Raw genomic sequence first — 25,491 nt, 5'->3', positions numbered from 1 at the left:
TACATTCCGAACCCGGAAGCTAAGCCTCACAGCGCCGATGGTACTGCAGGGGGGACCCTGTGGGAGAGTAGGACGCCGCCGAACAATCATTCACACAGAACCCCCGATCCGTCACGGATCGGGGGTTCTTTGCATTTCCCGGAGACTCCACGCAGGTACGATCGTCGGGTGAACGCTTACTGGCACGTCGTTCTGCCGCCGCTCGGCGCCTGACCGGGCGCCGACGCTGATGGTTTGACCCGGGATCCCGGCCGGCCCGCAGGGTGGTCAGGGGTTCCTGTCGTGCGCCCGTTTCGAATCCGGTCCTTGACGCATTCGACGACGGAAGACCACGACTGTGCCGAACCGCACTTCTCCCCGAACTCCCGCCCGCCCGACCAGCGACGCCTCGCAGACGAAGAGCGCCGGCCTCCTGGGCGGGCCGGTACCCATCCTCACCGCTGCCGTCCTGTGGGGGACGACCGGGACCGCCGGCTCGTCGGCCCCGGCCGGTGTGCCGGCGGCGGCCGTCGGCTGTGCCGGCCTCGCCCTCGGCGGCCTGCTGCTGTTCCTGACGTCCCGGGGTGCCCGCGCGCTGCCTGCGGCCTGCTCGCGTACCGAGCGTTGGCTGCTCGCCGTGGGCGCGCCGGCGGTGGCCGGCTACCCGGTGACCTTCTACCCGGCCGTGGGCCGCACCGGCGTGGCCGTGGCCACCGTGATCGCGCTGGGCAGCGCGCCGGTCTTCGCCGGGCTGCTGTCCTGGATCGCCGGGGGCGGGCGGCCGGCCGCGCGCTGGGCCGGTGCCACCGCGGCCGCCGTTCTGGGCTGCACGCTGCTGGTGCTGGGCCCGGTGCTGACCGGCCGTGCCACCCCCGTGGACCCGACCGGAATCGCGCTCGCCGCGGCCGCCGGGCTGTCCTACGCCGTGTACTCCCTGATCGGAGGCCGGCTCATCACGCGCGGACATCCTTCCGACGCGGTGATGGGGGTGCTGTTCGGCGCCGCCGCGCTGCTCGTCCTGCCGATCGTGCTGTCCGCCGGGCCGCAGTGGCTCGCTGGCGTCCGTGGCGCGGCGGTGGCCCTGCACCTGGCCGTGTTCACCGTCTACCTGGCCTACCGGCTCTTCGGACGCGGCCTGCGGCACACCGGCGTCTCGGTGGCCACGACGCTGACCCTCGCCGAGCCGGCCGTGGCGGCCGTCCTGGGTGTGACCGTCCTCGGTGAGCGTCTGCCGGTGGCCTCCTGGTGCGGGCTGGCCGTCCTCGCCCTGGGACTGGCCCTCCTCACGGCTCCGGTCGGCGGCAAGCGCACCGGCCGCGGGGAGCGGCAGCAGCGGCAGGCAGAGCGGTAGCCGGGAGCGGGCAGAGCCGCCGGCCGTCAGAGGCGGCCGGCGGCCTTGAGAGCGAGGTAGGTGTCGGCGAGGGCGGGGGCCACGGCGGCGGGCGGGGCGTCGAGGACGGTGACACCGGCGCGGGTGAGCCGGTCCGCGGTGAGTCGGCGGTCGGCGCGGGTCTGTTCGGCGGCGGCCGCGCCGTACACGGCCTCGACGGTGCCGCGGCCGGCCGCCAGCTCGTCCAGGTGCGGGTCGGAGACCGAGGCGAGGACGACCTCGTGGCGCTTGGTGAGGAGCGGCAGCAGCGGGAGCAGGCCGTCCTCGACGGGGGCCGCGTCGAGCCCGGTCAGCAGGACGATCAGTGAGCGGTGCGGCGCCATCTTCAGCGCGGTGGCGACCAGCGAGCGCATGTCGGTCTCGTAGAGCGCCGGTTCGAGGGTGGCCATCGCGGTGGTGAAGGCGGGCAGGATCTCGTTGGGGGCGCGGCCGGCCACCGAGACGCGCTTGCGCAGGTCGTGGGCGAGGAGGTCGACCCGGTCGCCGGCCTTGGTGGCGAGCGCGGTGAGCAGCAGTGCGGCGTCGAGCGAGGCGTCCAGGCGGGGTGCGTCGCCGACCCGGCCGGCCGAGGTGCGGCCGGTGTCGAGGACGACGAGGATGTGCCGGTCGCGTTCGGGGCGCCAGGTGCGGACGGCGACGGTGTGCCGGCGGGCGCTGGCGCGCCAGTCGATGGAGCGGATGTCGTCGCCGGGCAGGTACTCGCGCAGGGAGTCGAACTCGGTGCCCTGGCCGCGGGTCAGGACGGAGGTGCGGCCGTCGAGTTCGCGCAGCCGGGCGAGCCGGGAGGGCAGGTGCTTGCGGCTGTTGAACGGCGGCAGGGCGCGGACCGTCCACGGGACGAGGTGGGAGCCCTGACGGCCGGCCAGGCCGAGCGGGCCGAGCGAACGGATCGTCACCTTGTGGGCGTGGTGGTCGCCGCGCCGGGTCGGGGTGAGCACCGTGGTGACGCGGCGTCGTTCGTGCCCGGGGATGCTCAGGGTGTGCCGGGAGGCGGCGATCTCGCTGCCGGGCCGCCAGGCGGAGGGGGCCCAGGCGTCGCGGACGCGGGCTCTGAGCGGGCGGCCGGCGGGGTTGGTGACGGTCAGTTCGACGGAGGCGGGCTCGCCGAGCCGGACGGTGGTGTCGCCGCCCCGGGTGATCCGCAGACGGCGGACCGGGGCGGCGATGACCAGGTCGGTCACGACGGCGAGCAGGACCGCGCCGGTGACGGCGGCGATCCCGCCCCAGGAGGGCAGGAGCAGGCCCACGACGAGCGCGCCGAGTGCGGCGAGCAGGGCGGTTCGCCCGGTGAGGGCCATGCGGTGCGCTCCTTCGTGAGCGAGGCGGTGGAGGCGGTCAGCGGGGGGCGGGCGTCTGGGCCAGGACGGCCTGGATGACGGAGTCGGCGGTGACGCCCTCCATCTCGGCCTCGGCACGGAGCGCGACGCGGTGGCGCAGGGTGGGCAGGGCCAGCGCCTTGACGTCGTCGGGGGTGACGTAGTCGCGGCCGGCCAGCCAGGCCCAGGCGCGGGAGGCCGCGAGCAGGGCGGTGGCGCCGCGCGGGGAGACGCCGATGGAGAGCGACGGGGACTGCCGGGTGGCCCGGCAGAGGTCGACGATGTAGGCGAGGACCTCGGGCGAGACGGTGAGCTTGGCGATCTGCTCACGGGCGGCGGCGATGTGCTCGGGGCCGGCGACCGGGCGGACGCCGGCGGCGGCGAGGTCGCGCGGGTCGAAGCCGGAGGCGTGCTTGGCGAGGACCTGGTACTCCTGGTCGCGGTCGGGCAGCGGCAGGATCAGCTTCAGCAGGAAGCGGTCGAGCTGGGCCTCGGGCAGCGGGTAGGTGCCCTCGTACTCGACCGGGTTCTGCGTCGCGGCGACCAGGAACGGGACGGGCAGCTTGCGGGGCTCGCCGTCGACGGTGACCTGGTGCTCCTCCATGGCCTCCAGCAGGGCGGCCTGGGTCTTCGGCGGCGTGCGGTTGATCTCGTCGGCGAGCAGCAGGTTGGTGAAGACCGGGCCGGGCTGGAAGGAGAACTCGGCGGTGCGGGCGTCGTAGACGAGGGAGCCGGTGACGTCGCCGGGCATCAGGTCCGGGGTGAACTGGATGCGCTTGGTGTCCAGGCTGAGCGCCGTCGAGAGGGTGCGGATCAGCAGGGTCTTCGCCACGCCGGGGACGCCCTCCAGCAGCACGTGGCCGCCGCAGAGCAGGGCGACCACGAGACCGGTGACGGCGGCGTCCTGGCCGACCACGGCCTTGGCGATCTCGGAGCGCAGGGCGGTCAGCGCCTGGCGGGGGTCGCCCGCGGTGCCGGGGGTGACGGTGGTGCCGGGGGTGGCGGGTGCCGTGCCGGGGGTGATGCGGAGCTGGGCGGTGGCCTGTTCGGTCACGGCTTCCGTACCTGCCTTTCGAGGGCGTCGAGGTCGTCGGCGAGTCGCAGCAGTGCGGCGTCGTCGGTCGGGGGCGGGCCGTACAGGAGGGTCCGTACGTCTCCGGCGGGGCGGTCGGGGAGGCGGTCGACGACCGCCGCGCAGAGTGCGGTCGGGTCGGGGGCGCCGGCGCTGAGCGGAAGGCCGAGGGCGGGGGCGAGGCGGTGGACGGTGGCGCGGCGCAGGGCGTCGGCGGCCCGGCCACGGGCCTTGGCCCGGCGGTAGAGGCGGGCCCGGCCCTCGGTGGTCTCGGCGGCGCGGACGACCACGGGCAGGTTCTCGCTGATGACGGGGCCGAGCCGGCGGGCGCGCCAGACGGCGGCCAGCAGGACGGCGATGGCGAGCTGGTACGCGCCCCAGCGCCAGCCGTCGGGGATGTAGTCGGTGAACCGCTTGTCGCCGCCCGCGGCCACCGGGGCGGAGTAGTCGGGCAGGTGCCAGGTCAGGTTGGGCTGGGAGCCGAGCAGGCCGAGGGCGAGCGAGGCGTTGCCGTCCTTCTTGATCAGCTCGTTGCTGAGGAAGTCGCCGCTGCCGAGGACGACGACCTCGGTGCCCTTGCCGGTCGGCACGGCCACCAGGGGGTAGCCGTGGCCGCGGGGGTAGCAGCCCTCGCCGCGGCTGCCGGTGGTGTAGAGCAGGCCGCCGAGATGGGCGGTGCCGGCCCGGACGGCCTCGGTGAGCGCGCACTGGGCGGCGGTGCTGCGGACCCCGGCGTACGGCACGCCGCCGCCCTCGTCGGAGGTGCGGACGCCCGGGGCCAGCGCGCTGAGCGCGGCCGGGCCGGGGGAGAGGAGGATCAGCCGGGCGTGCTTGGCGGCGGCGATGGTGCGCAGCTGTTCGGGGCTGAGCAGGTCGGGTTCGGGGACGACGAGAGTGTCGTTGCCGGTGGTGCGGGCGGTCGGGTCGGTGGTGATGTCGACCTTGAGGCCCTCCCGCTGGAGCAGGGCGACCACGGCGTGGGCGCCGGAGGGGTCGTAGGAGCGCGGGTCCAGCGGCGGGTAGCGGCGGTCCTGGCTCAGGGCGGCCAGGAGGGCGCCGGCGAGCAGGACCAGGACGGCGGTGAGCAGGAACCAGCGCGAGCGGTACCAGAGGCTGCGGCCGGTGGGCGCGAGGCTGCTGGGGCTGACGCGGGGCTCGGGCGGTGCGGGCGGCCCGGCGGGCGAGGGCGCTCCGGCGGTGGTGGCGGTGGCGCCGGGCGGTACGGCCGGTGCTCCGGTGGGCGTCGGCGGTGCGGCCGGGCCGGGGGAGGCGCCGGGGGTGGTGGTGGTCATGCCGCTCCTCCCGGGGCCGCGGCGAGGGCCGGGCGGGCGCGTTCGAGGGCCTGGTCGAGGTCGCGGAGCAGCTGGTACGCGGCCTGGTCGGCGGTGCGCTCGCCGTACGCGATGTCGTCGAAGGTGCGGGCGGCCGTCGTGAGGGCGGCGGCGTGCGCCGGCAGCATGCGGCCCGCCTCGGTGGCGGCCTCGTCGGCGGTGCGGCCGGGACGGGTGTCGAGCAGGGTGCGCTCCTCCAGGGCCCGGACGACCGCGCGCATCTGCTCGCGGACGGCTTCGGCCCACTGGCCGGCGGCGGCGTGCCGTTCGGCGTCGGCCCGGTACTGGGCGGCGCTGCGCGGGGCGGCGGCGCCGAAGACGTCGAGCGTCGTGCGGGCGGCCCGCTTGGGCGCGCCGAAGCGCCACCAGAGGGAGGCCGCGATCACGACGGCGACCACCAGGAACAGGATCAGGCCGGTGGTGCCGGTGGTGCCGTCACCGGTGATGGCGTTGAGCGCGTCGTCGATCCGTTCCGTGATCCAGTCGAGGACCCGCTGCTGGAGGCTCGGGTCGTGCCGGTGGTAGTCGGCCTTGAGCAGTTCGTCGCGGACGGCGTCGCGGGCCGGGTCACGCGGGGTGGTGACCGGGGCCCCGCCCGCGGCCAGCACCTTCTCCCCCCAGTTCGGCATCCGGCTCAGAGCCTCGCCGGGTTCTGGCCGACCGGGTCGCTCCAGCCGGTGCCGCCGTACTCGGGCAGGCCGGCGGCGCGGGCCAGCTCGATGTCCAGGGCCTCGCGGCGGATCCGCTGGTCGACGTAGAGCAGGACGCCGATGGTGGCGGTGAACGGGATGGTGAGGGTGGAGGAGATCACGCCGGCGATCGCATTGCTGATCAGCATGGCGACGGGCAGGGTGGCCGGCTCGCCGGAGCCGAGCTGGTTGGAGAGGTCGTCGAAGCCGAGGACCAGGCCGATGACGGCGAACGGGATGCTGAGCATTCCGGCGACGAGGCCGGCCAGCAGCCGGCCGAGGATGTTGATGCCGAACAGCCGCCACCAGGAGCCGCGGACCAGGCGGCGGGAGCGGGAGAGGGCGGGCAGGACGCCCTGCTTCTCCAGCATCAGGGCGGGGGCGGCCAGGCTGAGCTGGATCCAGATCCAGAAGGCGACCGGGATGCTGAGGATGCCGACCACGGCCAGCAGGCCCACGATGATGGGCTCGTCCGCGCCGGCCAGCAGGTAGCCGATCAGCGGGGCGAAGCCGAGCAGGACGATGCCGGCGCTGATCAGGCCGGTCAGCAGGGTCAGGCCGATCAGCTGGAGCAGCCGGGGGCGGGCGTCGCGCCAGGCGTCGCGGACGGTGGCGGCCTGGCCGAGGATGGCGCGGCTGACGACCATGGTCAGCAGGGCGGCGGCGACCACGCCGAGCAGCATCGCCACCGGCAGGCTGACCAGGGCGGACACCACGGGGGTGAGGTCGCCCGTGTTGCCGTCGACGGCCAGCTGGGTGCCGACGACGGCGGCCTCCTGGACCACGGCGACGCCGAGGGAGAGGCCGAGCGTGGTGCGCCAGTGCTTGCGGATGGTGGAGACGGCTCCGTCGAGGATCTCGCCGAGGCCGAGCGGGCGCAGCGGGATCACGCCGGGCTTGGGGCTGGCCGGGGCGCCCCAGCCGTACTGTCCGGGCTGTCCGTAGGGGCCCTGGCCGTACTGGGGACCGCCGTACTGGGGGCCGCTGCCCTGCTGCGGGCCGCCGTGGCCGGCGTCCCGGGCCGGGGGCGCGGCGGGCGCGCCGTGGGGTGGTACCGACTGCCCGGGCACGGCGGCGGATGCGTCGGCCGGGGGCCGGGCCTCGTCGCGGGGCGGCTCGGACGAGCTGGGCGAGGCCCAGCCCGGGGTGTCGGTCATCACTGCTCCTCGGAGGGGCGTCAGGGTTCGCGGGGCCGGGTGGATCTTCACCCGCGCGCAGCGCCCATCGTGCCATGGTGGTCGGACGGGCCCCAGGGGTATCCGGTTGCTGAACCGCAACGGGAGGCCGGCGGCCGGCCGGCGGGAGGTCAGCGGGGCTCGGGTGACGGTTCGGGCCGGGATATTCGTCCGGTATGGCCGGAATTCGCCCGGGCGGGGACTTGGCCGTTCTGGAGCAATGGGACTGCTGTGCGGCAGGTCACAATCCGGTAATGAGAGGATGGATGCATGAAGGGACGCGTCCTCGTCGTTGATGACGACTCCGCACTGGCCGAGATGCTCGGCATTGTGCTGCGTGGTGAGGGTTTTGAGCCGTTTTTCGTCGCGGATGGGGACAAGGCGCTAGCCGCCTTCCGGGAGACCAAGCCCGACCTGGTCCTGCTGGACCTGATGCTGCCCGGACGGGACGGCATCGATGTCTGCCGGCAGATCCGGGCCGAGTCGGGCATTCCGATCGTCATGCTGACCGCCAAGACGGACACCGTGGACGTCGTGGTCGGCCTGGAGTCGGGGGCCGACGACTACGTCACCAAGCCGTTCAAGCCCAAGGAGCTGGTGGCCCGGGTGCGGGCCCGGCTGCGTCGTGCCGAGGAGCCGACGCCCGAGCAGCTGACCATCGGCGATCTGGTGATCGACGTGGCCGGCCACTCGGTGAAGCGGGACGGCCGGGGCATCCCGCTGACCCCGCTGGAGTTCGACCTGCTGGTCGCGCTGGCCCGCAAGCCCTGGCAGGTGTTCACCCGCGAGGTGCTGCTGGAGCAGGTCTGGGGGTACCGCCACGCGGCGGACACCCGCCTGGTCAACGTGCACGTCCAGCGGCTCCGATCCAAGATCGAGAAGGACCCGGAGCGCCCCGAGATCGTGGTGACCGTCCGCGGCGTCGGCTACAAGGCCGGACCCAGCTGACGTGACGTACCAGGCTGACGAGACCCCGTCGGGTACCGCGACCGACGGGGGCGCCGCCGTGCGCGGGGACGTGCTGAGCTCGACCACGCGCAGCCGCCGCCGGCGCGGCCCCGCGGGCCTGCTCGCACCCGTGATCCGTCAGCTGCGCCGGCCCGTGAACCGGGTCCTGGCGCTGTACCGGCGTTCCATCCAGCTGCGGGTGGTCGCAGCCACCCTGATGCTGTCGGTCGTCGTGGTGCTGGTGCTGGGGGTCGTGGTGGTGGCCCAGGTCCGCAACGGGCTGCTGAACACCAAGCGGGACTCGGCGCGCAGCCAGGCCCGGGCCGGCTTCCAGACCGAGCAGAAGAAGATCGACGAGGCGAAGGAGCTGCGCCTCAAGGTCGCTCCGATCGCCGACCCGACCACCGAGGAGATCGGCACCTGGCTGCTGAAGCAGGTCGGCGACCTCGCGGCCAGCGGGCAGAACGTCTACTCGGTGATCGCGATCATGCCCGACAGCGAGCAGCACCTCTCGCTGGAGAAGACCGGCCTCGGGCCGCGCTACTCCGGCGACATCCAGCCGAGCAGCATCCCCGACTCCCTGCGTGCCAAGGTGACGTCCGAGGCCGGCATCTTCGACCAGCCGACCGTGATCCGGCGCGCCCCGGAGAGCGGTGGCAAGACCGAGCCGGGTCTGGCCGTCGGCATGCAGTTCTCCGGGCCCACCGGCGCCCCGTACCAGCTGTACTACGTCTTCTCCTTCGGCCAGGAGACCGACACCCTCGGCCTGATCACCGGCACGCTGGCCACCGCCGGTGTCTTCGTGGTGATCATGATGGGCGGCATCGCCTGGCTCGTGGTGCGCCAGGTGGTGACCCCGGTCCGGATGGCCGCCGGGATCTCCGAGCGGCTGGCCGCCGGGCACCTGGAGGAGCGGATGAAGGTCACCGGGACGGACGACATCGCCCGTCTCGGCGAGTCGTTCAACCGGATGGCCAACGCACTGCAGGCGCAGATCCGCCAGCTGGAGGAGCTCTCCCGCGTGCAGCGGCGCTTCGTCTCGGACGTCTCGCACGAGCTGCGCACCCCGCTCACCACCGTGCGGATGGCCGCCGACCTCATCTACGACAGCCGCGAGGACCTGGACCCGATGGCGGCCCGCTCGGCCGAGCTGCTCCAGGGCCAGCTGGACCGCTTCGAGTCGCTGCTCGCCGACCTGCTGGAGATCAGCCGGTTCGACGCGGGCGCCGCGATCCTCGACGCCGAGCCGGTCGACCTGCGTGAGATCGTCGGCCGGGTGATCGAGGCCGCCGACCCGCTGGCCCAGGCCAAGGGCAGCGCCGTGGTGGTCCGCGGCGACGGCGAGCCGGTCCTGGCCGAGGTCGACTCCCGCCGGATCGAGCGCATCCTGCGCAACCTCGTCGTCAACGCGCTGGAGCACGGTGAGGGCCGCGACGTCGTGGTCCGGCTGGGCTCGGCCGACGGCGCGGTCGCGGTCGGCGTGCGCGACTACGGCATCGGACTCAAGCCCGGCGAGGCGTCCCGGGTGTTCCACCGCTTCTGGCGGGCCGACCCGTCCCGGGTGCGGACCACCGGCGGCACCGGGCTCGGCCTCTCCATCGCGGTCGAGGACGCGCACCTGCACGGCGGCTGGCTGCAGGCCTGGGGCGAACCCGGCGGCGGCTCGCACTTCCGGCTCACCCTGCCGCGCACCCGCGGCGGCGAGATCAGCCGGGCGCCGTTCCGGCTGGAGCCAGAGGACTCCCGCAACAACCGGGGCCTCGGCTCGTACGGGACCCCGTACCGGCGGGCGATCCGCCCGTCCGGCGCGACCGCGCTGACCGCCACCGAGGACCAGGCCGTGCCGGAGACCCCGGAGGGCGCCGGCAGCGGGTTCGGCAGCGGGCTGGGCGGCGTGCTGAGCATCGGCCCCGGGCTGGGCAGCCCCAGGCTGCCGGAGGGGCCGCGCTCCGACCCCTCGGACGTGCGGACTGTGGGGGCCGGGTACGGTGCCACCGGAGCCCAGGTCATGGTGGACCCGACGCCGGGACGGCCGTCGATGGCGCAACGGACGGCGGAGCCGGACCTTGCGGGTGCGGCGGAGGCCGCGGTCGGCGCGGGCGGGACGGACACGGAGGGGTCGCAGCGTGCGAAGGACCAGCAGCAGTACTGAACCGCGGACGGCCGCGGTGACCGGCACGGTGCTGGTCGCCCTGCTGGCGGGCGGCTGCGCGGCGATGCCGGACTCCGGCGGCATCGGCAAGGTCGAGCTGGCGCAGGGCTCGGCGGACAAGAACCTCCAGGTCAGGGTCTTCCCGGTGGGGCCGGTCAAGGGCGCCAAGCCGGACGGCCTGCTCACCGGCTTCCTGGACGCGCTGACCGCGGACGAGAGCTACGACACCGCACGCAAGTACCTCACCGACGAAGCGGCCGCGCACTGGAACCCGGACGCCGGCATCCAGGTGCTGGAGGCCAACCCCATTCCGCGGTCCAACCAGACCGTGACGGACGCCGACACGTCGTACTCCACCCAGGTCCCCGGCAAGGTCGTCGCCAAGGTGGACGACAAGCACTCCTACACCTTCTCGGGCGGGCAGCTGGACGTGGACCTCCCGTTCACGTTCGTCCGGGAGAAGGGCGGCGAGTGGCGCATCGCCAAGCTGCCCGACGGTCTGATCATCAACCAGACCAACTTCCGCAACAGCTTCCGCCAGGTGGACCGATTCTTCTACGCGGCCCAGGACCCGTCGGCGGCCGGCACCACGGCGGTCAGCACCCAGGACGTGCTGATCGCCGACCCGATCTACCTGCGGCGCCGAATAGACACGCTGACCTCGGCCGCCAAGGCCGTGGTCGCCGGTGCGTCCGACTGGCTCTCGCCGGTGGCACGGACCGCCTTCCCGACCGGAGCGACCGTCGACCGGGTCGGCGTCGACGAGGGCCGCACCGCCCACGTGGTGCTCAACGGCGCCGACCTCGCCAACCAGACGGCCTGCCGGCAGATGGCCACCCAGCTCTTCTACACCCTCGCCGACCAGGGCAAGGGGCAGGTGGACCGGGTGGAGCTGAAGAGCTCGCACGGCAACGGCTGCCAGGCCGCCAGCCTCGACGTACCCGTCACCGGCCCCGGTGCGCTGGCCGGCTCGGCCGCGGCCAGGCAGTACTTCCAGCGCGCCGACGACGGCGTGCTGATGGAGGCCCGCGACACCGACGGCACCGCCGTCCGCGGCCCGCTCGGCAAGCCCCAGCCCAACAAGCAGCCGGCGCTCGGCCCGATCGCGGTGGCACGCGACGGCGAACGCGCTGCGGCGATCAGCGGCAACGGCCACCAGCTCTACTCGGTGGCCCTCTCGGACAGCATGCCGACGATGCCCGATCCGCTGCTCGCCACCCCGGTCCGGTCCGGCGACCGCACCGAGGACGCGCTCGCCTCGCCCAGCTGGGACGGCCGCGGCGACCTCTGGCTGGTGGACCGCGACCCGCAGAACCGGCGGGTCCTGATGGTGCGCGGCAGCAAGGTGTACACCGTGCCCGTCGACGGCCTCGACGGGCAGGTCGTGCAGGACCTCAAGGTCTCCTCGGACGGCGTCCGGATCGCCCTGGTCCTCAGGAACCCGGCCGGTGTGCGGTCGCTCTGGCTCGGCCTGGTGGTGCACGGCGGCACCAAGGAGGCGCCCACCGCGCGGATCACCGGGCTGCGCTCGGCCGCTCCGCTGCTCACCGAGATCACCTCGGTGTCCTGGGCGGAGACAGACCGGCTGCTCGTGCTGGGCAAGGAGAACGGCCGCATCCAGCAGCTGCACTACATCAGCACCGACGGCTCGCAGAGCAGCGACGCCTCGCTGCAGGGAGGCGAGGGCATGTCCTCGGCGGAGGCCTCGGAGTTCCGCGCGGAGTCCCCGAACCAGGTGCCGCCGGTGATCGCACGGCAGACCTCCACCGGCACGATCTTCCGGCTGACCAACAACCAGTGGCGGGAGGTCAACCCGAACCTGCGGGCGACCTCCTTCATCTACCCGGGCTAGGGCTTGGACCAGGCCCGGCCGGCGGGGTCCGGACGGGCCGGGTGGCGCGCAGGACCGGCGGTGCGGTGCGGGACGGCGGGCAGGTGCGGGACGGCGGCCGCGACGGTGGCGGCGGCCTTCGGCGGGAGGCCGGCGGCGGCCAGGGCCCGCGCGGCCTCGGCGAGGCTGGCACCCGTGGTCACCAGGTCGTCCACCAGGACCGGCTGACGGCCGGTCAGCCGGTGGTGCGCGCCCGGCAGGACGGTCAGCGCGCCGTGCAGGTTGCGCCGGCGCTCGGCGGCGGTGAGGCCGGCCTGGTCGGCGACCGGCCGGGTGTGCCGCAGCAGCGCCGCGGCGCGGGCGTCCAGCCCGGCCCGGCGCAGCGACCGGGCGGCGGCGCCGGCCAGCCGCAGCGTCGGGTCGTGCCCGCGGGCGCGGACGGCGGCTCGGGCGGAGGGCATCGGGACCAGCAGCAGCGGCGCGAGCCCGGCGCGCGGTCCGAGCGAGGAGCGCACGGCCCGGGCGAGCGCCTCGCCGAGCGGGCCGGCCAGCCGCAGCGCGCCGCGCTCCTTGTGGGCCAGCAGCAGCTGGCGGACCGGGTCGGCGTACGGGGCGGCGGCGTGCACCCAGGGCAGTGCGGTCGGGCCGGGGCGGGCGGTGGCCAGGGCGGTGAGGCAGGCCGGGCAGAGCTGCGCGCGGTCGGCGCCGCAGCCGGCGCACCGGGCCGGCAGCAGCACGTCCAGCAGCCCGGCCAGTGCGTTGGCGAACGGCCCTTGGGCGGTCTGCGGCTGGGTGGCGCTGGGGGTGGGCGGCACGGCTGCTCCTGGCGACGGCAGGCACGGAGAGTGAGCAAAGAATGCGCCGTACGGGGGGTGTTGTCCAGGCATTTACCCATGTTTCACTCGCGGGAGGGTAGACAGGGTGCAACAGCTTGACCGCCAGCCCGCGGCATCGGGTCATACCCGCTCCCCCGCCTGGGGAGGCGAAAACCCCGTGTGAGGTGTTCGATGAGGCTCCAGGGGGTTTCAACCGTCCCTGGTGGGGAGGAAGTGAGGTGAGGGCCAGTCGTTTCCGTCGCTCGCGGCGGGGGCGGAGGGCCGGCAGTGGATGGGCTGGTCCGGCTGGGTCTCAGCCCGATCCGGTAGCACCCGGATCGGCGTCAGCACGAGGGATCGGAGTTCTGCGTGGACATCGTCGTCAAGGGCCGCAAGACCGAGGTGCCCAAGAGGTTCCGCGAGCACGTGGCCGAGAAGCTGGAGAAGGTCCAGAAGTTCGACGGCAAGGTGATCAGCCTCGACGTCGAGGTGTCCAAGGAGCACAACCCGCGTCAGGCCGACCGGTCCGAGCGGGTGGAGATCACTCTCCGTACCCGTGGGCCCGTGATCCGGGCCGAGGCCGCCGCCGGAGACCCGTACGCGGCGCTCGACCTGGCTTCGGCGAAGCTCGACGCGCAGCTGCGCAAGTCCGCAGACCGGCGCCGGGTGCACAAGGGCGGCAACGGCCGCACCCCCATCAGCGTCGCCGAGGCGACCGCGGCCCTGGCCGCGCTGCCCGCCACGACGCAGCAGGAGGGCGAGACCAACGGGGCCGTCCGCAAGACCATGATGGGATCCCTGGAAGTGGAGGGCGAAGGCCCGCTGGTGGTCCGGGAGAAGACCCACCCGGCCGCCCCCATGGCGCTGGACCAGGCGCTCTACGAGATGGAACTGGTCGGCCACGACTTCTACCTCTTCGTGGAGAAGGACAGCGGCCTGCCGAGCGTCGTCTACCGCCGGCACGGTTACAACTACGGCGTCATCCACCTGAAGGCCGACGGCTCGTCCACGGCCGGTGGTGGCGCAGGCGGTGCGATCGGCGGGTCCGACGACGAGGACTGACCGTCCGAGCTTTGTTGGGAGAGGTGACCCCGGCGGCCGTTGCCGCCGGGGTCACCGGCGTTCCGGGGTGGGGCGGCGCCCCCGGGCCTGCCCCTGGCCGGGCCCTTGACCTGCCCCGGGCGCGCCCGGGCCGTCCCCCCGGTGCCCTCGGGGTCACCCGCTGCAGAGGATTCGGCGTCGGAGGGTGACCGGAGGGTGTCCGGGCCGTGGAATGATTGGCGCACGACGACCGGCGACGGGGGAGGAGCGGATGGGGGATCACTTCGGGCTGGGGCCCGCTACGGGGCCGGTCACGGGGGTGGCGCCCGGGCGGGGGGACGAGTCCGAGTACGCCCCGCACCGGCGGGAGCCGATCCGCGTCCTGGTGGTGGACGACCATGCGCTGTTCCGCCGCGGGCTGGAGATCGTGCTCGCGGAGGAGGAGGACATCAAGGTCATCGGTGAGGCCGGGGACGGCGCCGAGGCTGTGCTGAAGGCGGCCGACCTGCTGCCCGACATCATCCTGATGGACGTCCGGATGCCCCGCCGCAGCGGGATCGAGGCCTGCACCGCGATCAAGGACGTGGTGCCCAGCACCAAGATCATCATGCTGACGATAAGTGACGAGGAAGCCGACCTATACGAGGCGATCAAGGCCGGTGCGACCGGCTACCTGCTCAAGGAGATCTCCACCGACGAGGTCGCCACCGCGATCCGCGCGGTCGCCGACGGGCAGTCCCAGATCAGCCCGTCGATGGCCTCCAAGCTGCTCACCGAGTTCAAGTCGATGATCCAGCGCCGCTCCGACGACCGGGACCTCGTGCCCGCGCCCCGGCTGACCGACCGGGAGTTGGAGGTGCTCAAGCTGGTGGCCACCGGGATGAACAACCGGGAGATCGCCAAGGAGCTGTTCATCAGCGAGAACACCGTGAAGAACCACGTGCGCAACATCCTGGAGAAGCTCCAGCTGCACTCCCGGATGGAGGCCGTGGTCTACGCGATGCGGGAGAAGATCCTCGAAATAGGGTGACAAGGGCCGCAGTTGTGGGCCCGGGGTGCGCCGGCCCTAGCTCGTGAGCAGCTTCTCCAGGGCCGGGCGCAAGGACTCGTCGTGCAGCGCCTCGACCCGGACGGCGTCGCAGCCCACCCACTCGGCGGCCTCGCGCAGGGCGGCCGCCAGTGCCCCGACGTGCCGTGCGGAGTCCAGCGAGATCTGACGGGCCACCAGCGTCCTTCCCTCACGGGCCGGATCGACCCGGCCGACCAGCTGCCCGCCGGCCAACAAGGGCATCGCGAAGTAGCCGTGCACCCGCTTGTGCTTGGGCGTGTAGGCCTCCAGTCGGTGCGCCATGCCGAAGATCCGCTCGGTGCGGGCGCGGTCCCAGATCAGCGAGTCGAACGGGGAGAGCAGCGTGGTGCGGTGGCGCCCGCGCGGCGGGGCGGCGAGGGCGGCCGGATCGGCCCAGGCGGCGGCGGGGGCGCCGGCCGGACCCCAGCCGGCCACCTCCACCGGGACGAGGCCGGAGTCGGCCAGCACCGCGTCCAACTGGTCGGCGCGCAGCCGGTGGTAGTCGAGCAGGTCGGCCCGGGTGGCCACGCCGAGCGCGGCGCCGGACTGCGCGACGAGGGTGCGCAGGCACTCCTCGTCGGTCGGCTCGGCCTCGAACAGCTTGGCGGGGACCGCCTGTTCGGCGAGGGAGTAGAGCCGCTTCCAGCTCCGGCGCTCGGCGCAGACCACGTCGCCGAAGGCCAGCGCCCGCTCCACCGCGATCTTGGTGTCGGACCAGTCCCACCAGTCGGCCGTCTTCTTGGCGCCGCCCAGCTGGGTGGAGGTGAGCGGCCCCTCGGCGCGCAGCTGGTCCAGCACCGAGCGGTAGGTGGCCTCGTCCACCTGCTTGCCCCAGACGTGCGCGCGCTCGCGGTAGCGCCGGCGGCGGAACGCGAACAGCGGCCACTCCTCGATCGGCAGGATGCAGGCCGCGTGCGACCAGTACTCGAAGCTCGCCCCGGAGCCCCAGTACGCCGCCTCGACGGCCGGGCGGCCGACCGCGCCGAGCCGCGCGTACGGGATCAGCTCGTGCGAGCGGGCCAGCACCGAGATGGTGTCGAGCTGGACGGCGCCCAGGTGCCGCAGTACTCCGCGGACCCCGCCGCGGCGGTCCGGCGCGCCGAGCAGGCCCTGGGCGCGCAGGGCGATGCGGCGGGCGTCGTCGGCGCCGAGGGCGGCGACGGGGGCCGGGGCGGGAGTCGAGGCGGTCATGCCGGCGAGCGTAGACCGGGGCACTGACAACGCGCGTCCGCCTGCCTGCCCGCCCGCGCTCGCCTGCCCGCGTCCACGCGCGCGCCCGTCCATGCACGCCGCGGGCGGGCGCGGGCGGTGCGGGACTCCAGCGGCGGACCGGTCGGCGGACCGGCCGGTGGGCCCGGCCGGTGAACTCAGTCGGTGGAGTCAGCCGGCGAGGTCGGTGGCGAGCAGCCCGGCGACCCAGGAGTCGCGGAACTCGCCGCGCTGCTCCGCGAACGAACGCAGGGTGCCCTCGAAGCGGAAACCGACCTTCTCGGCGACCGCGCGCGAACCCTCGTTGCCCACGTACGCCACCCACTCCAGCCGGCGCAGGCCCAGCTCGGTGAGCCCGTAGCGGGCCACCTCGCGGGCGGCCTCGGCGGTGTACCCGCGGCCGCGGAACTCCTTGGCCGCCCACCAGCCGACCTCGGCGGCACCCGGGCGCCCGGGGCAGCTGACGAGCCCCTGGGTGCCGACCAGGGCGCCGGTCTCGCGCTCGAGCACGCACCAGATGAGGTTGTCGCCGGTGCGCCAGCCGTTGGCGGCCAGGTCGTTGACGAAGTACTCCGCGTCCTCGCGCCGGTAGGGGCTCGGGACCACCGTCCAGCGCTGGATCTCCGCCTCCTGACAGGCCTCGAAGATCGCGTCGACGTCGGACTGCTGCGGCGGCCGCAGGACCAGGCGCTCGGTGCCGAGGCTGACGGGGGTGACGGGGGTGACGGGGGCGGGGGTGTCGGGTCGCTCTGTCATGTGCGGATTATTCCGTGCAGGGAGGAATGGGAGCATCCGATTAACCGGCTAAACCGCCCAACTGCCCGCGGCGCTGACCGTTTTGCCCCGGTGGGCGGTGCTATCAGGTCATGTGCTCGCACGAGTGACACGGGAATAGCGTGCTGACGCACCTCCCGGGGCGTTGGACTCCTCGCATACGATGGCCCGTGCGGTGGGGTGGACCCCCCGTGCAGTCGTCCAGTGCCAATACAGGCAAGGAGCCCGCTCAAGTGTCCGTCTTCGACAAGATCCTGCGCGCCGGCGAAGGCAAGATCCTTCGCAAGCTGCAGCGGATTGCTGCCCAGGTCAACTCCATCGAAGAGGACTTCGTCAACCTCACCGACGCCGAGCTGCGCGCGCTGACCGACGAGTACAAGCAGCGACTCGCCGACGGCGAGACCCTGGACGACATCCTCCCCGAGGCGTTCGCCACCGTCCGCGAGGCGGCCAAGCGCGTGCTCGGCCAGCGGCACTACGACGTCCAGCTCATGGGCGGCGCCGCGCTGCACCACGGCTACGTCGCCGAGATGCGCACCGGTGAGGGCAAGACCCTGGTCGGCACCCTGCCCGCGTACCTCAACGCGCTGACCGGCAAGGGCGTGCACCTGATCACCGTCAACGACTACCTCGCCGAGCGCGACTCGGAGTGGATGGGCCGGGTGCACCGCTTCCTGGGCCTGGAAGTCGGCGTGATCCTGGGCAACATGACGCCCGCCGAGCGCAAGCGCCAGTACGGGATGGACATCACGTACGGCACCAACAACGAGTTCGGCTTCGACTACCTGCGCGACAACATGGCCTGGTCGAAGGACGAACTCGTCCAGCGCGGCCACAACTTCGCCGTGGTCGACGAGGTCGACTCGATCCTCATCGACGAGGCCCGTACCCCGCTGATCATCTCCGGCCCGGCCGACCAGGCGACCAAGTGGTACGCCGACTTCGCCAAGCTGGTGCAGCGCCTGAAGATCGACCGCGACTACGAGGTCGACGAGAAGAAGCGCACCGTCGGCGTGCTGGAGGAGGGTGTCTCCCGCGTCGAGGACTACCTCGGCATCGACAACCTCTACGAGTCGGTGAACACCCCGCTGGTCGGCTTCCTGAACAACGCCATCAAGGCGAAGGAGTTGTACAAGGCGGACAAGGACTACGTCGTGATGAACGGCGAGGTCATGATCGTCGACGAGCACACTGGCCGTATCCTCGCCGGCCGCCGCTACAACGAGGGCATGCACCAGGCCATCGAGGCCAAGGAGGGGGTGGAGGTCCAGAACGAGAACCAGACGCTGGCCACCATCACCCTGCAGAACTTCTTCCGCCTGTACGACAAGCTGGCCGGCATGACCGGTACCGGTACCACCGAGGCGGCCGAGTTCCACCAGATCTACAAGCTCGGCGTGGTGCCGATCCCGACCAACAAGACGCCGCTGCGCATCGACCAGCCCGACCTGATCTACAAGTCGGAGCCGGCCAAGTTCGCCGCCGTGGTCGAGGACATCGCCGAGAAGCACGAGAAGGGCCAGCCGGTGCTGGTCGGCACCGTGTCGGTGGAGAAGTCCGAGTACCTGTCGCAGGAGCTGCGCAAGCGCGGCATCCCGCACGAGGTGCTGAACGCCAAGCACCACGAGCGCGAGGCGCAGATCGTCGCGCAGGCGGGCCGCAAGGGCGCCGTCACCGTCGCCACCAACATGGCCGGCCGTGGCACCGACATCATGCTCGGCGGCAACTCCGACCACCTCGCGGCGGCCGAGCTGGCGCAGCGCGGGCTCACCCCGACCGAGACCCCGGACGAGTACGAGGCCGCGTTCCCCGCCGCGCTGGAGAAGGCCAAGGCCTCCGTCAAGGCGGAGCAGGACGAGGTCAAGGAGGCCGGTGGCCTCTACGTCCTCGGCACCGAGCGGCACGAGTCCCGCCGGATCGACAACCAGCTGCGCGGCCGCTCCGGCCGTCAGGGCGACCCGGGCGAGTCCCGCTTCTACCTGTCGCTCGGCGACGACCTGATGCGCCTGTTCAAGGCCGGCATGGTCGAGCGCGTGCTCTCGATGGCCAACGTGCCCGAGGACGTGCCGATCGAGTCCAAGATGGTCACCCGCGCCATCGCCTCGGCGCAGACCCAGGTCGAGCAGCAGAACTTCGAGATCCGCAAGAACGTCCTCAAGTACGACGAGGTGCTGAACCGTCAGCGCGAGGTCATCTACGGCGAGCGCCGCCGCGTGCTGGAGGGCGAGGACCTGCAGGAGCAGGTCGGCCACTTCATGGACGACACCGTCGAGGCGTACGTCAAGGCGGCGACCGGCGAGGGCTTCGAGGACGACTGGGACCTCGAAAAGCTCTGGACGGCTCTGAAGCAGCTCTACCCCGTCACCCTGGAGCTGGAGGAGCTGGAGGAGGAGGCCGGCGGCACCGCCGGGCTCACCCCGGAGTTCCTCACCAAGGTCGTCCAGGAGGACATCCAGGCGCAGTACGGCGCCCGTGAGGACCAGCTGGGCGCGGAGATCATGCGCGAGCTGGAGCGCCGGGTCGTCCTCTCGGTGCTGGACCGCCGCTGGCGCGAGCACCTCTACGAGATGGACTACCTCCAGGAGGGCATCGGCCTGCGGGCCATGGCGCAGCGCGACCCGCTGGTCGAGTACCAGCGCGAGGGCTTCGACATGTTCACCGCGATGATGGAGGGCATCAAGGAGGAGTCCGTCGGCTACCTGTTCAACCTGGAGGTCCAGGTCGAGCAGCAGGTCGAGGAGGTGCCGGTCGAGGATGCCGAGGTGGTGCTCGACAAGCTGGAGAAGGATGCCGCCCGTCCGGAGATCAAGGCCAAGGGCCTGGAGGCCCCCAAGCCGCAGCGGCTGCACTACACGGCCCCCTCGGACGAGGTCGGCGGCGGTGTCGTCGAGGGCGACTTCGACGACCTCGCGCCGGAGGACGAGGGCGACGGGCTGACCCGCGCCGAGCGCCGCAAGGCCGCCAAGTCGGCCAAGGGCCGCCGTCGCAAGAGCTGAGGCACGGCCGGTCCGCCCGGCCCGCGGCCACGCAGGGCGCCACTCCCGTACGGGGGTGGCGCCCTGCGCCGTTGCGGCGGCCCGGGCGGGGACGGCGGCCGGGGTGGAGTGGGCGGGCGTGACGGCCGCCGGGGCGCGACGGCCGAGCGCGGCGGGAGCCGGGGGCGCGGTCGCCGGCCCCCAGCTCACCGGGCCTCCACGGCCGTGCACTGCCACTGCCCGGTGGGTCCGCGCAGCTCCAGCCGGAACGCCACCATGTGGTGCCGGCTGCCGAGGTCGACCCGGACGCAGGCCTCGACCGCGTCGGGGGAGGGCGATCTGTCGTGCACCGGCCCCAGCCGCGGCCGGCCGGCGGCGCCGCCGCGCCGCAGTGTGCCCGCACGGACGAGGGCGGCCAGCTGGCCGTAGCCGTCCAGCGAGGTGTGGCGCATCAGCTGGCCGGACGGCCGGGCCCCGGTGAGCACCTCGACCAGCTGGTGGGCGAACCGGGTGCTCAGCCCGCTGCGGAGGCCCGGGGCGGTGGGGGAGGAGCCGGCGGTGGTGCAGGCGGCCCGTGGGTGGCGCGGACGCCGGCCGGCGGGCGGGTGGTGGCAGGCCCGGGCGGTGGGGTGCGGCTGGTGCGGGCGGGCCGACGGCGGGCCGGTCCGGCCGGTTCGGGCGGCGTGGTGCGGGCCGGCGGGGCCGCCGGGCACAGGGCCGGTGGGGGTCGGGTGGGCGGTCATGGGCACTCCTCGGAGCGGGTGGTGCGAGTACGGACGGGTCCTTGGTAGTTGTGCTTCGCGCGGGTCGGCAACCGGGTTCCCGGCTCGCCCCCGGCCGCTCCGGAGGTTCACCTATCCGGGTGAACGGGCCAGTGTGGCGAAGGGCGTCGGCACTGCTTGAGGGGCACGCGGTTGACGTGCGGGGCCCGGTCGGAAGGCCCGAAAGGGGACGGTCGGGTACGCCGGGACGGGTGGTCGCGCCGGGGGTGCGGCGTTGCGCGGCCGGCCGGTCGGCGCGCACGATCGGATCCGGACCGGAAGCCGCGGAGGCCGGCGTCGGCACCCCGAGACGGAGGACAGCGCCCGAAGCGGACGACAGCCAAGGCACGGACGACAGCCCCGGCAGGACGACAGCCAAGGCACGGACGACAACCGCCCCGACGACGACAGGCGGCCGGCATGACGACACGGGTATCGGAGACGAGGGCGGCGGCGCCACGCCCCGCCGATGACGCTCCCCGGCGCGGCCTGGTGCTGGGCGGCGGCGGGATGCTCGGCGCGGCCTGGACGGTCGGCGCGCTCTGCGCCGTCGAGGAGGCCGCCGGCTGGCAGCCGGGCAGCGCCGAGGTGGTCCTCGGCACGTCGGCGGGCGCGATCCTCGGCGCGATGCTGGCCGGCGGGGTCCGCGCCGACCAGCTCCGCGACCACCAGCGCGGCCTGCCCGTCACCACCGGCCCGCTCGCCGGGGTGGACTTCGACTACGACACGGCGGTCGGCGGCGCCCTGCCCCCGCGGCCACGCGCCGGAATCGGCTCGCCGGGCCTGCTCCGGGACGCCGTCCGGCACCCGCGCGAGTACCCGCTGCTGACCATGGTCTCGGCGATGGCGCCGCACGGCCGCGGCTCGCTGGCGCCGGTCGGCGACCTGGTGCGCGGCCTGCTCGGCCCGGGCGGCTTTCCGGACGGCTCGCCGCTGCGGGTGGCCGCGGTGGACTACCGCAGCGGTCACCGGGTGGTCTTCGGCGACCCGGACGCGCCGCCCGCGGTGGTCGCGGAGGCCGTGATGGCCTCCTGCGCGATCCCCGGCTGGTTCACCCCGGTCAGGGTGGACGGCTCGGCGTACGTGGACGGCGGCTGCTGGTCGGCCACCAACGCGGACCTCATGCTCGGCCGCGGCCTGGACGAGGTCTACGTGCTCGCCCCGATGGGCCTGCGGCTGGACCCCCGAGGCCGCACCGAGTCGTCAGAGGGCCCGGGCCGGGGCACGCTGGCGGCGCTGCGCGAGTGGCGTGCCCGGGACCGCCCGCGCGGGGTGCTCGCCCAGCTGGTCGGCCGCTACCGCCGGGCGGTGACCCGGCAGCTGCTGCGCGAGGCCAGGGTGCTGCGGGAGAGCGGCGTCCGGGTGCACCTGCTCGCGCCGACCCTGGCCGACCTGGCGGTGATGGGCCCGAACATGATGGACCCGGCCCGCCGCGGCGCGGTGCTGGAGAGCGCGCTGCAGACCAGCCGGGCGGCCCTGGACGGCGTCCGGTGACCAGGCGCGGGGAAGGGCCCCGGAGGTAGGGCGGCCCGGGCGTGAAGGCGGCCCCAGGGGCGCGCGGCCGGGCGTGCCGTGACCGGGCACGCGGCGGCTGTCGGGCCACGTCGCCCCCTCCGTACCCGGCGCACGGGGCGCGGACGGGGGTGAGCGCGTGATCACGGGCGCCGTCCCGGCGCTTATTCTGGGGGCGCTGGAAGCTGTGCCGCTGGACGAACCGGAGAGTGCCACCCATGCGCGTGTACGTGCCCACCACCCTGACCGGCCTGGCGGCGGCGCACCCGGGCGGCGCCCTGGAGCAGTCCGCGGCGTACGCCGTGACCCCCGCGCTGCGCGAGTGGTACGTCAGCGACGACATCGAGGAGCTGGAGTACGCGGCGCTCAACCGGGCCGCCCAGTCCTCGCTGCGCCTGCTGGCGGCGGATCCGGACGCCCCGCGCCGCCGGGTGGTGGTGGCGCTGGACGTCGCCGACTCCGCGGTCGAGCCGTTCCCCGGCGACGAGTACCAGGACCAGGCCTCGCTGGGCCGCGTGGTGCTGGCCGGCCCGGTGCGGCTGGCGAAGGCGGCCGCGGTGCACGCGGACGTGGCCGACCAGGAGGTGGTCACGGACGTCGAGGCGGCGGTGGCCGCCGTGGCGGCGGCCGACGCGGGCGACCAGGACGCCCAGTTCACGGTGGACGGCGCGGAGGATCACGACCTGCTCTGGTTCGCCACCCAGGAGATCCCCTCCCTGCTGGCCTGAGCCGCCGGCCCCGGCGGGCGGCCCGCGTGAGCCCCGTCCTACCGGCCTGTCGACAGCCGGGGTTACCGTTCCCTCCGTGCGCACTCATATCGTCTGGGACTGGAACGGCACGCTCTTTCATGACATGGAGGCGGTGCTCGGCGCGAGCAACGCCGCGTTCGCGACCGTCGGCATCGCGCCGATGACCATGCAGGAGTACCGGGAGCAGTACGAGATCCCCATTCCCCGCTTCTACCAGCGGCTGCTCGGCCGGATGCCCTCCGAGGCCGAGTGGCTGCTGCTGGACGACGCGTTCCACGACCGCTACCGGGAGCTGAGCGTGGCCTGCGGTCTGACCGACGGGGTCGTGGAGCTGCTGGACGGCTGGCAGGCGGCCGGGCACAGCCAGTCGCTGCTGTCGATGTACGACCACGAGAGGCTGCTGCCGGTGGTCGATGCGTTCGGCCTGACCGGTCACTTCCTGCGGGTGGACGGCCGCAGCGGCCCGTCCGGCGGCCAGAAGGCGGAGCACCTGACCCGGCACCTGGCGGCGCTCGGCGCGCACGTCGACCCGGCCCGTACGGTGCTGATCGGCGATGCCGCGGACGACGCGCTGGCGGCGCTGAACGCGGGCGCCCAGGCCGTGCTGTACACCGGCGGCTCGCACACCCGGGAGAAGCTGGAGCCGGTCGGCGTCCCGGTGGTGGACAGTCTGGCGGAGGCGGTCGAGCTGGCCGGGCGGATGGCGGGCTGACCCCCGCGGCCGCCCGGGGCGTGGCGTGAACCACGTCCGCCGGTGGCGTGTCTGAGCGGGCGAACCGGCCCGCCGCTGGTCAGTCTGGATTGACGCCGGGCCGCTGTGGGCCGGGCCACCAGGACGAGCGGAGCCGCCATGCCCATCGACGCAGTCACCCAGGTCCCGGTCCCGGGGAACGAGCCGGTGCACGGCTACGCGCCCGGCAGCCCGGAGCGGGCCCGGCTGGTGCGCCGGCTGGACGAGCTGGCCGCCGAGCAGATCCCGCTGCCGATGACGATCGGCGGCGAGCAGCGGTTCGGCGGCGGTGAGCGGATCGACGTCGTCCAGCCGCACCACCACGCGGCCAAGCTCGGCGTGCTCGGCAACGCCACCCGGGAGGACGCCCGGGCGGCGGTGGACGCGGCACTGGCGGCCGGGCGGGAGTGGCGCTCGCTCTCCTTCGACGACCGCGCGGCGGTCTTCCTGCGCGCCGCCGACCTGCTGGCCGGGCCCTGGCGGGAGACGCTCAACGCGGCGACCATGCTGGGCCAGTCCAAGACGGTGCAGCAGGCCGAGATCGACTCCGCCTGCGAGCTGATCGACTTCTGGCGGTTCAACGTGGACTTCGCCCGCCGGATCCTGGCCGAGCAGCCGGTCTCCTCGCCGGGGGTGTGGAACCGCACCGACCACCGCCCGCTGGAAGGTTTCGTCTACGCGATCACCCCGTTCAACTTCACCGCGATCGCCGGCAACCTGCCGACCGCACCCGCGCTGATGGGCAACACCGTGGTCTGGAAGCCGGCGCCGACCCAGACACTGGCCGCCCACCACCTGATGCGGCTGCTGGAGGCGGCCGGCCTGCCGCCCGGGGTGATCAACCTGGTGACCGGCGACGGGCAGCAGCTCTCCGCGGTGGCGCTGGCCGACCCGGCCCTGGCCGGGCTGCACTTCACCGGCTCCACCGCCACCTTCCAGTCGCTCTGGCAGACCATCGGCGCCAACATCGGCGGCTACCGGACGTACCCGCGGATCGTCGGCGAGACCGGCGGCAAGGACTTCCTGCTCGCCCACCGCTCGGCCGACCCGGAGACCCTGAAGACCGCCCTGATCCGCGGCGCCTTCGAGTACCAGGGCCAGAAGTGCTCGGCGCTCTCCCGCGCGTACCTGCCGCGCAGCCTCTGGCAGAAGATCAAGGACGACTTCCTGGCCGAGGTGGACGCACTGGCCGTCGGCGACGTCACCGACCTCTCCAACTTCATGGGCGCGCTGATCGACCGGCGGGCCTTCGAGAAGAACCGCGACGCGATCGAGCGGGCCAAGAGCGACCCGACGGTGGAGCTGGCGGCCGGCGGCCAGTACGACGACGCGATCGGCTGGTTCGTCCGCCCGACCGTGCTGGTCTCCTCCGACCACCGCAACGAGATGTTCCGGACCGAGTACTTCGGCCCGATCCTGGCCGTCCACGTCTACGAGGACGCCCGCTGGGACGACGTGCTCGGGCGGGTCGACTCCGGCGCGCCGTACGGCCTGACCGGGGCGGTGATCGCCCAGGACCGCTACGCCATCGCCCGCGCGGTGGAGGAGCTGCGGTTCGCGGCGGGCAACTTCTACATCAACGACAAGCCGACCGGCGCGGTGGTCGGCCAGCAGCCGTTCGGCGGCGGCCGGGCCTCCGGCACCAACGACAAGGCGGGCGCCGCGCAGAACCTGCTGCGCTGGACGTCGGCCCGGTCGATCAAGGAGACCTTCGTCCCGCCGACCGCGTACGGCTACCCGCACATGGGCTCAGCGTGAACGCCGTACGGCCGTGGGTGAACGCATTCCAGCTGATGGCGAACATGACGGGCCGGATTGGACATGGTGTCCAGGACGGAGGGATCTTCCTGCAGGATTGTGCCTCCCTGTCCCCTGACACCTTCAAATCCTCCCGTTAGGCTGGCTGGCGTCGTCGGGTGCTGCAGGCCGAACGTCTCGTCCTACCCGCTGCAGAGGTGTTTCATGCGCGCCAT

At 73.6% G+C, this 25,491-nt stretch carries 20 protein-coding genes and 1 rRNA gene; 12 read left to right on the top strand and 9 right to left on the bottom strand.

The genetic code is table 11. The features are described from left to right. Positions 1-84: ribosomal RNA gene (gene rrf / locus ACZ3YO_RS31800) — 5S ribosomal RNA — on the top strand; the annotation flags it as partial. A 253-nt stretch (positions 85-337) separates the two neighbouring features. Next, on the top strand, positions 338-1,330 hold the full coding sequence (locus ACZ3YO_RS31795; RefSeq protein ID WP_465576248.1) for a DMT family transporter: 993 nt from the start codon (positions 338-340) through the stop codon (positions 1,328-1,330). A 26-nt stretch (positions 1,331-1,356) separates the two neighbouring features. Here ACZ3YO_RS31795 and ACZ3YO_RS31790 read toward each other — a convergent pair whose 3' ends face one another. The 5 genes from ACZ3YO_RS31790 to ACZ3YO_RS31770 all read right to left on the bottom strand — a co-directional run bounded on the left by ACZ3YO_RS31790 (position 1,357) and on the right by ACZ3YO_RS31770 (position 6,934). Next, the gene (locus ACZ3YO_RS31790) at positions 1,357-2,667 is read right to left on the bottom strand and encodes a DUF58 domain-containing protein (RefSeq protein ID WP_405365779.1); all 1,311 of its coding nucleotides are present in this window, start codon (positions 2,665-2,667) and stop codon (positions 1,357-1,359) included. A 37-nt stretch (positions 2,668-2,704) separates the two neighbouring features. Beyond that, positions 2,705-3,634 carry an AAA family ATPase gene (locus ACZ3YO_RS31785; protein ID WP_396322797.1) on the bottom strand — a complete coding sequence of 310 codons (930 nt, stop codon included), beginning with the start codon at positions 3,632-3,634 and terminating at the stop codon, positions 2,705-2,707. A gap of 101 nt (positions 3,635-3,735) precedes the next feature. Next, entirely contained in the window at positions 3,736-5,049 is a 1,314-nt protein-coding gene (locus tag ACZ3YO_RS31780) for a DUF4350 domain-containing protein (protein ID WP_465576245.1), read from the bottom strand. After that, a complete protein-coding gene (locus ACZ3YO_RS31775) occupies positions 5,046-5,717 on the bottom strand; it encodes a DUF4129 domain-containing protein (RefSeq protein ID WP_465576241.1) in 672 nt (223 codons plus the stop codon). The genes ACZ3YO_RS31780 and ACZ3YO_RS31775 overlap by 4 nt, the downstream gene beginning before the upstream one ends. 5 nt (positions 5,718-5,722) lie before the next feature. Further along, on the bottom strand, positions 5,723-6,934 hold the full coding sequence (locus ACZ3YO_RS31770) for a DUF7847 domain-containing protein (protein WP_465576238.1): 1,212 nt from the start codon (positions 6,932-6,934) through the stop codon (positions 5,723-5,725). A gap of 288 nt (positions 6,935-7,222) precedes the next feature. Here ACZ3YO_RS31770 and mtrA point away from each other — a divergent pair, with 288 nt between their 5' ends. The 3 genes from mtrA to ACZ3YO_RS31755 all read left to right on the top strand — a co-directional run bounded on the left by mtrA (position 7,223) and on the right by ACZ3YO_RS31755 (position 11,904). Then, positions 7,223-7,900 carry an MtrAB system response regulator MtrA gene (gene mtrA, locus ACZ3YO_RS31765; protein WP_030061806.1) on the top strand — a complete coding sequence of 226 codons (678 nt, stop codon included), beginning with the start codon at positions 7,223-7,225 and terminating at the stop codon, positions 7,898-7,900. A gap of 70 nt (positions 7,901-7,970) precedes the next feature. Beyond that, a complete protein-coding gene (gene mtrB, locus ACZ3YO_RS31760) occupies positions 7,971-10,052 on the top strand; it encodes an MtrAB system histidine kinase MtrB (RefSeq protein ID WP_465576267.1) in 2,082 nt (693 codons plus the stop codon). After that, positions 10,027-11,904: an LpqB family beta-propeller domain-containing protein gene (locus ACZ3YO_RS31755; protein ID WP_465576235.1), complete on the top strand. Its 1,878-nt coding sequence runs from the start codon at positions 10,027-10,029 to the stop codon at positions 11,902-11,904. Before mtrB ends, ACZ3YO_RS31755 begins: the two co-directional genes overlap by 26 nt. On the opposite strand, the gene ACZ3YO_RS31750 is transcribed toward ACZ3YO_RS31755, so the two are convergent. Further along, positions 11,901-12,617: a ComF family protein gene (locus ACZ3YO_RS31750; protein WP_465576265.1), complete on the bottom strand. Its 717-nt coding sequence runs from the start codon at positions 12,615-12,617 to the stop codon at positions 11,901-11,903. The two genes, ACZ3YO_RS31755 and ACZ3YO_RS31750, sit on opposite strands and share 4 nt — an antisense overlap. A 450-nt stretch (positions 12,618-13,067) precedes the next feature. On the opposite strand from ACZ3YO_RS31750, the gene hpf reads away from it, so the two are divergent. Together hpf and ACZ3YO_RS31740 are read left to right on the top strand one after the other, a co-directional pair. Continuing rightward, entirely contained in the window at positions 13,068-13,760 is a 693-nt protein-coding gene (hpf, locus tag ACZ3YO_RS31745) for a ribosome hibernation-promoting factor, HPF/YfiA family (RefSeq protein ID WP_396322778.1), read from the top strand. Between the two features lie 250 nt (positions 13,761-14,010). After that, positions 14,011-14,769: a response regulator gene (locus ACZ3YO_RS31740; RefSeq protein WP_396322777.1), complete on the top strand. Its 759-nt coding sequence runs from the start codon at positions 14,011-14,013 to the stop codon at positions 14,767-14,769. A gap of 36 nt (positions 14,770-14,805) precedes the next feature. Here the strand turns inward: ACZ3YO_RS31740 and ACZ3YO_RS31735 are convergent, their stop codons facing one another. Next, entirely contained in the window at positions 14,806-15,999 is a 1,194-nt protein-coding gene (locus ACZ3YO_RS31735; RefSeq protein ID WP_465576231.1) for a winged helix-turn-helix domain-containing protein, read from the bottom strand. 189 nt (positions 16,000-16,188) lie between these two features. Next, positions 16,189-16,773 (bottom strand): GNAT family N-acetyltransferase, encoded by a 585-nt coding sequence (locus ACZ3YO_RS31730; protein ID WP_465576229.1) that lies wholly within the window; start codon positions 16,771-16,773, stop codon positions 16,189-16,191. Between the two features lie 251 nt (positions 16,774-17,024). Between ACZ3YO_RS31730 and secA the strand changes: the two genes are divergently transcribed. Then, positions 17,025-19,787: a preprotein translocase subunit SecA gene (secA, locus tag ACZ3YO_RS31725; protein WP_465576226.1), complete on the top strand. Its 2,763-nt coding sequence runs from the start codon at positions 17,025-17,027 to the stop codon at positions 19,785-19,787. Between the two features lie 185 nt (positions 19,788-19,972). Here secA and ACZ3YO_RS31720 read toward each other — a convergent pair whose 3' ends face one another. Further along, positions 19,973-20,509, bottom strand: coding sequence for an Rv3235 family protein (locus ACZ3YO_RS31720; RefSeq protein ID WP_465576224.1), 537 nt, complete (start codon positions 20,507-20,509; stop codon positions 19,973-19,975). A gap of 438 nt (positions 20,510-20,947) precedes the next feature. On the opposite strand from ACZ3YO_RS31720, the gene ACZ3YO_RS31715 reads away from it, so the two are divergent. The 4 genes from ACZ3YO_RS31715 (at position 20,948) to pruA (ending at position 25,276) form a co-directional block, all read left to right on the top strand. After that, entirely contained in the window at positions 20,948-22,021 is a 1,074-nt protein-coding gene (locus tag ACZ3YO_RS31715; RefSeq protein ID WP_465576221.1) for a patatin-like phospholipase family protein, read from the top strand. Between the two features lie 236 nt (positions 22,022-22,257). Continuing rightward, positions 22,258-22,767 carry a DUF6912 family protein gene (locus ACZ3YO_RS31710; RefSeq protein ID WP_465550064.1) on the top strand — a complete coding sequence of 170 codons (510 nt, stop codon included), beginning with the start codon at positions 22,258-22,260 and terminating at the stop codon, positions 22,765-22,767. Positions 22,768-22,843: 76 nt separating this feature from the next. Continuing rightward, complete coding sequence (locus ACZ3YO_RS31705) at positions 22,844-23,500, top strand: HAD family hydrolase (protein WP_465576218.1); 657 nt, start codon at positions 22,844-22,846, stop codon at positions 23,498-23,500. A 144-nt stretch (positions 23,501-23,644) separates the two neighbouring features. Beyond that, positions 23,645-25,276 carry an L-glutamate gamma-semialdehyde dehydrogenase gene (gene pruA / locus ACZ3YO_RS31700; protein WP_465576262.1) on the top strand — a complete coding sequence of 544 codons (1,632 nt, stop codon included), beginning with the start codon at positions 23,645-23,647 and terminating at the stop codon, positions 25,274-25,276. The last annotated feature ends 215 nt before the right edge of the window (positions 25,277-25,491 follow it).

The organism is Kitasatospora sp. NPDC022785 (assembly GCF_055561295.1).
This window is presented reverse-complemented; position numbering and strand designations above follow the sequence as displayed.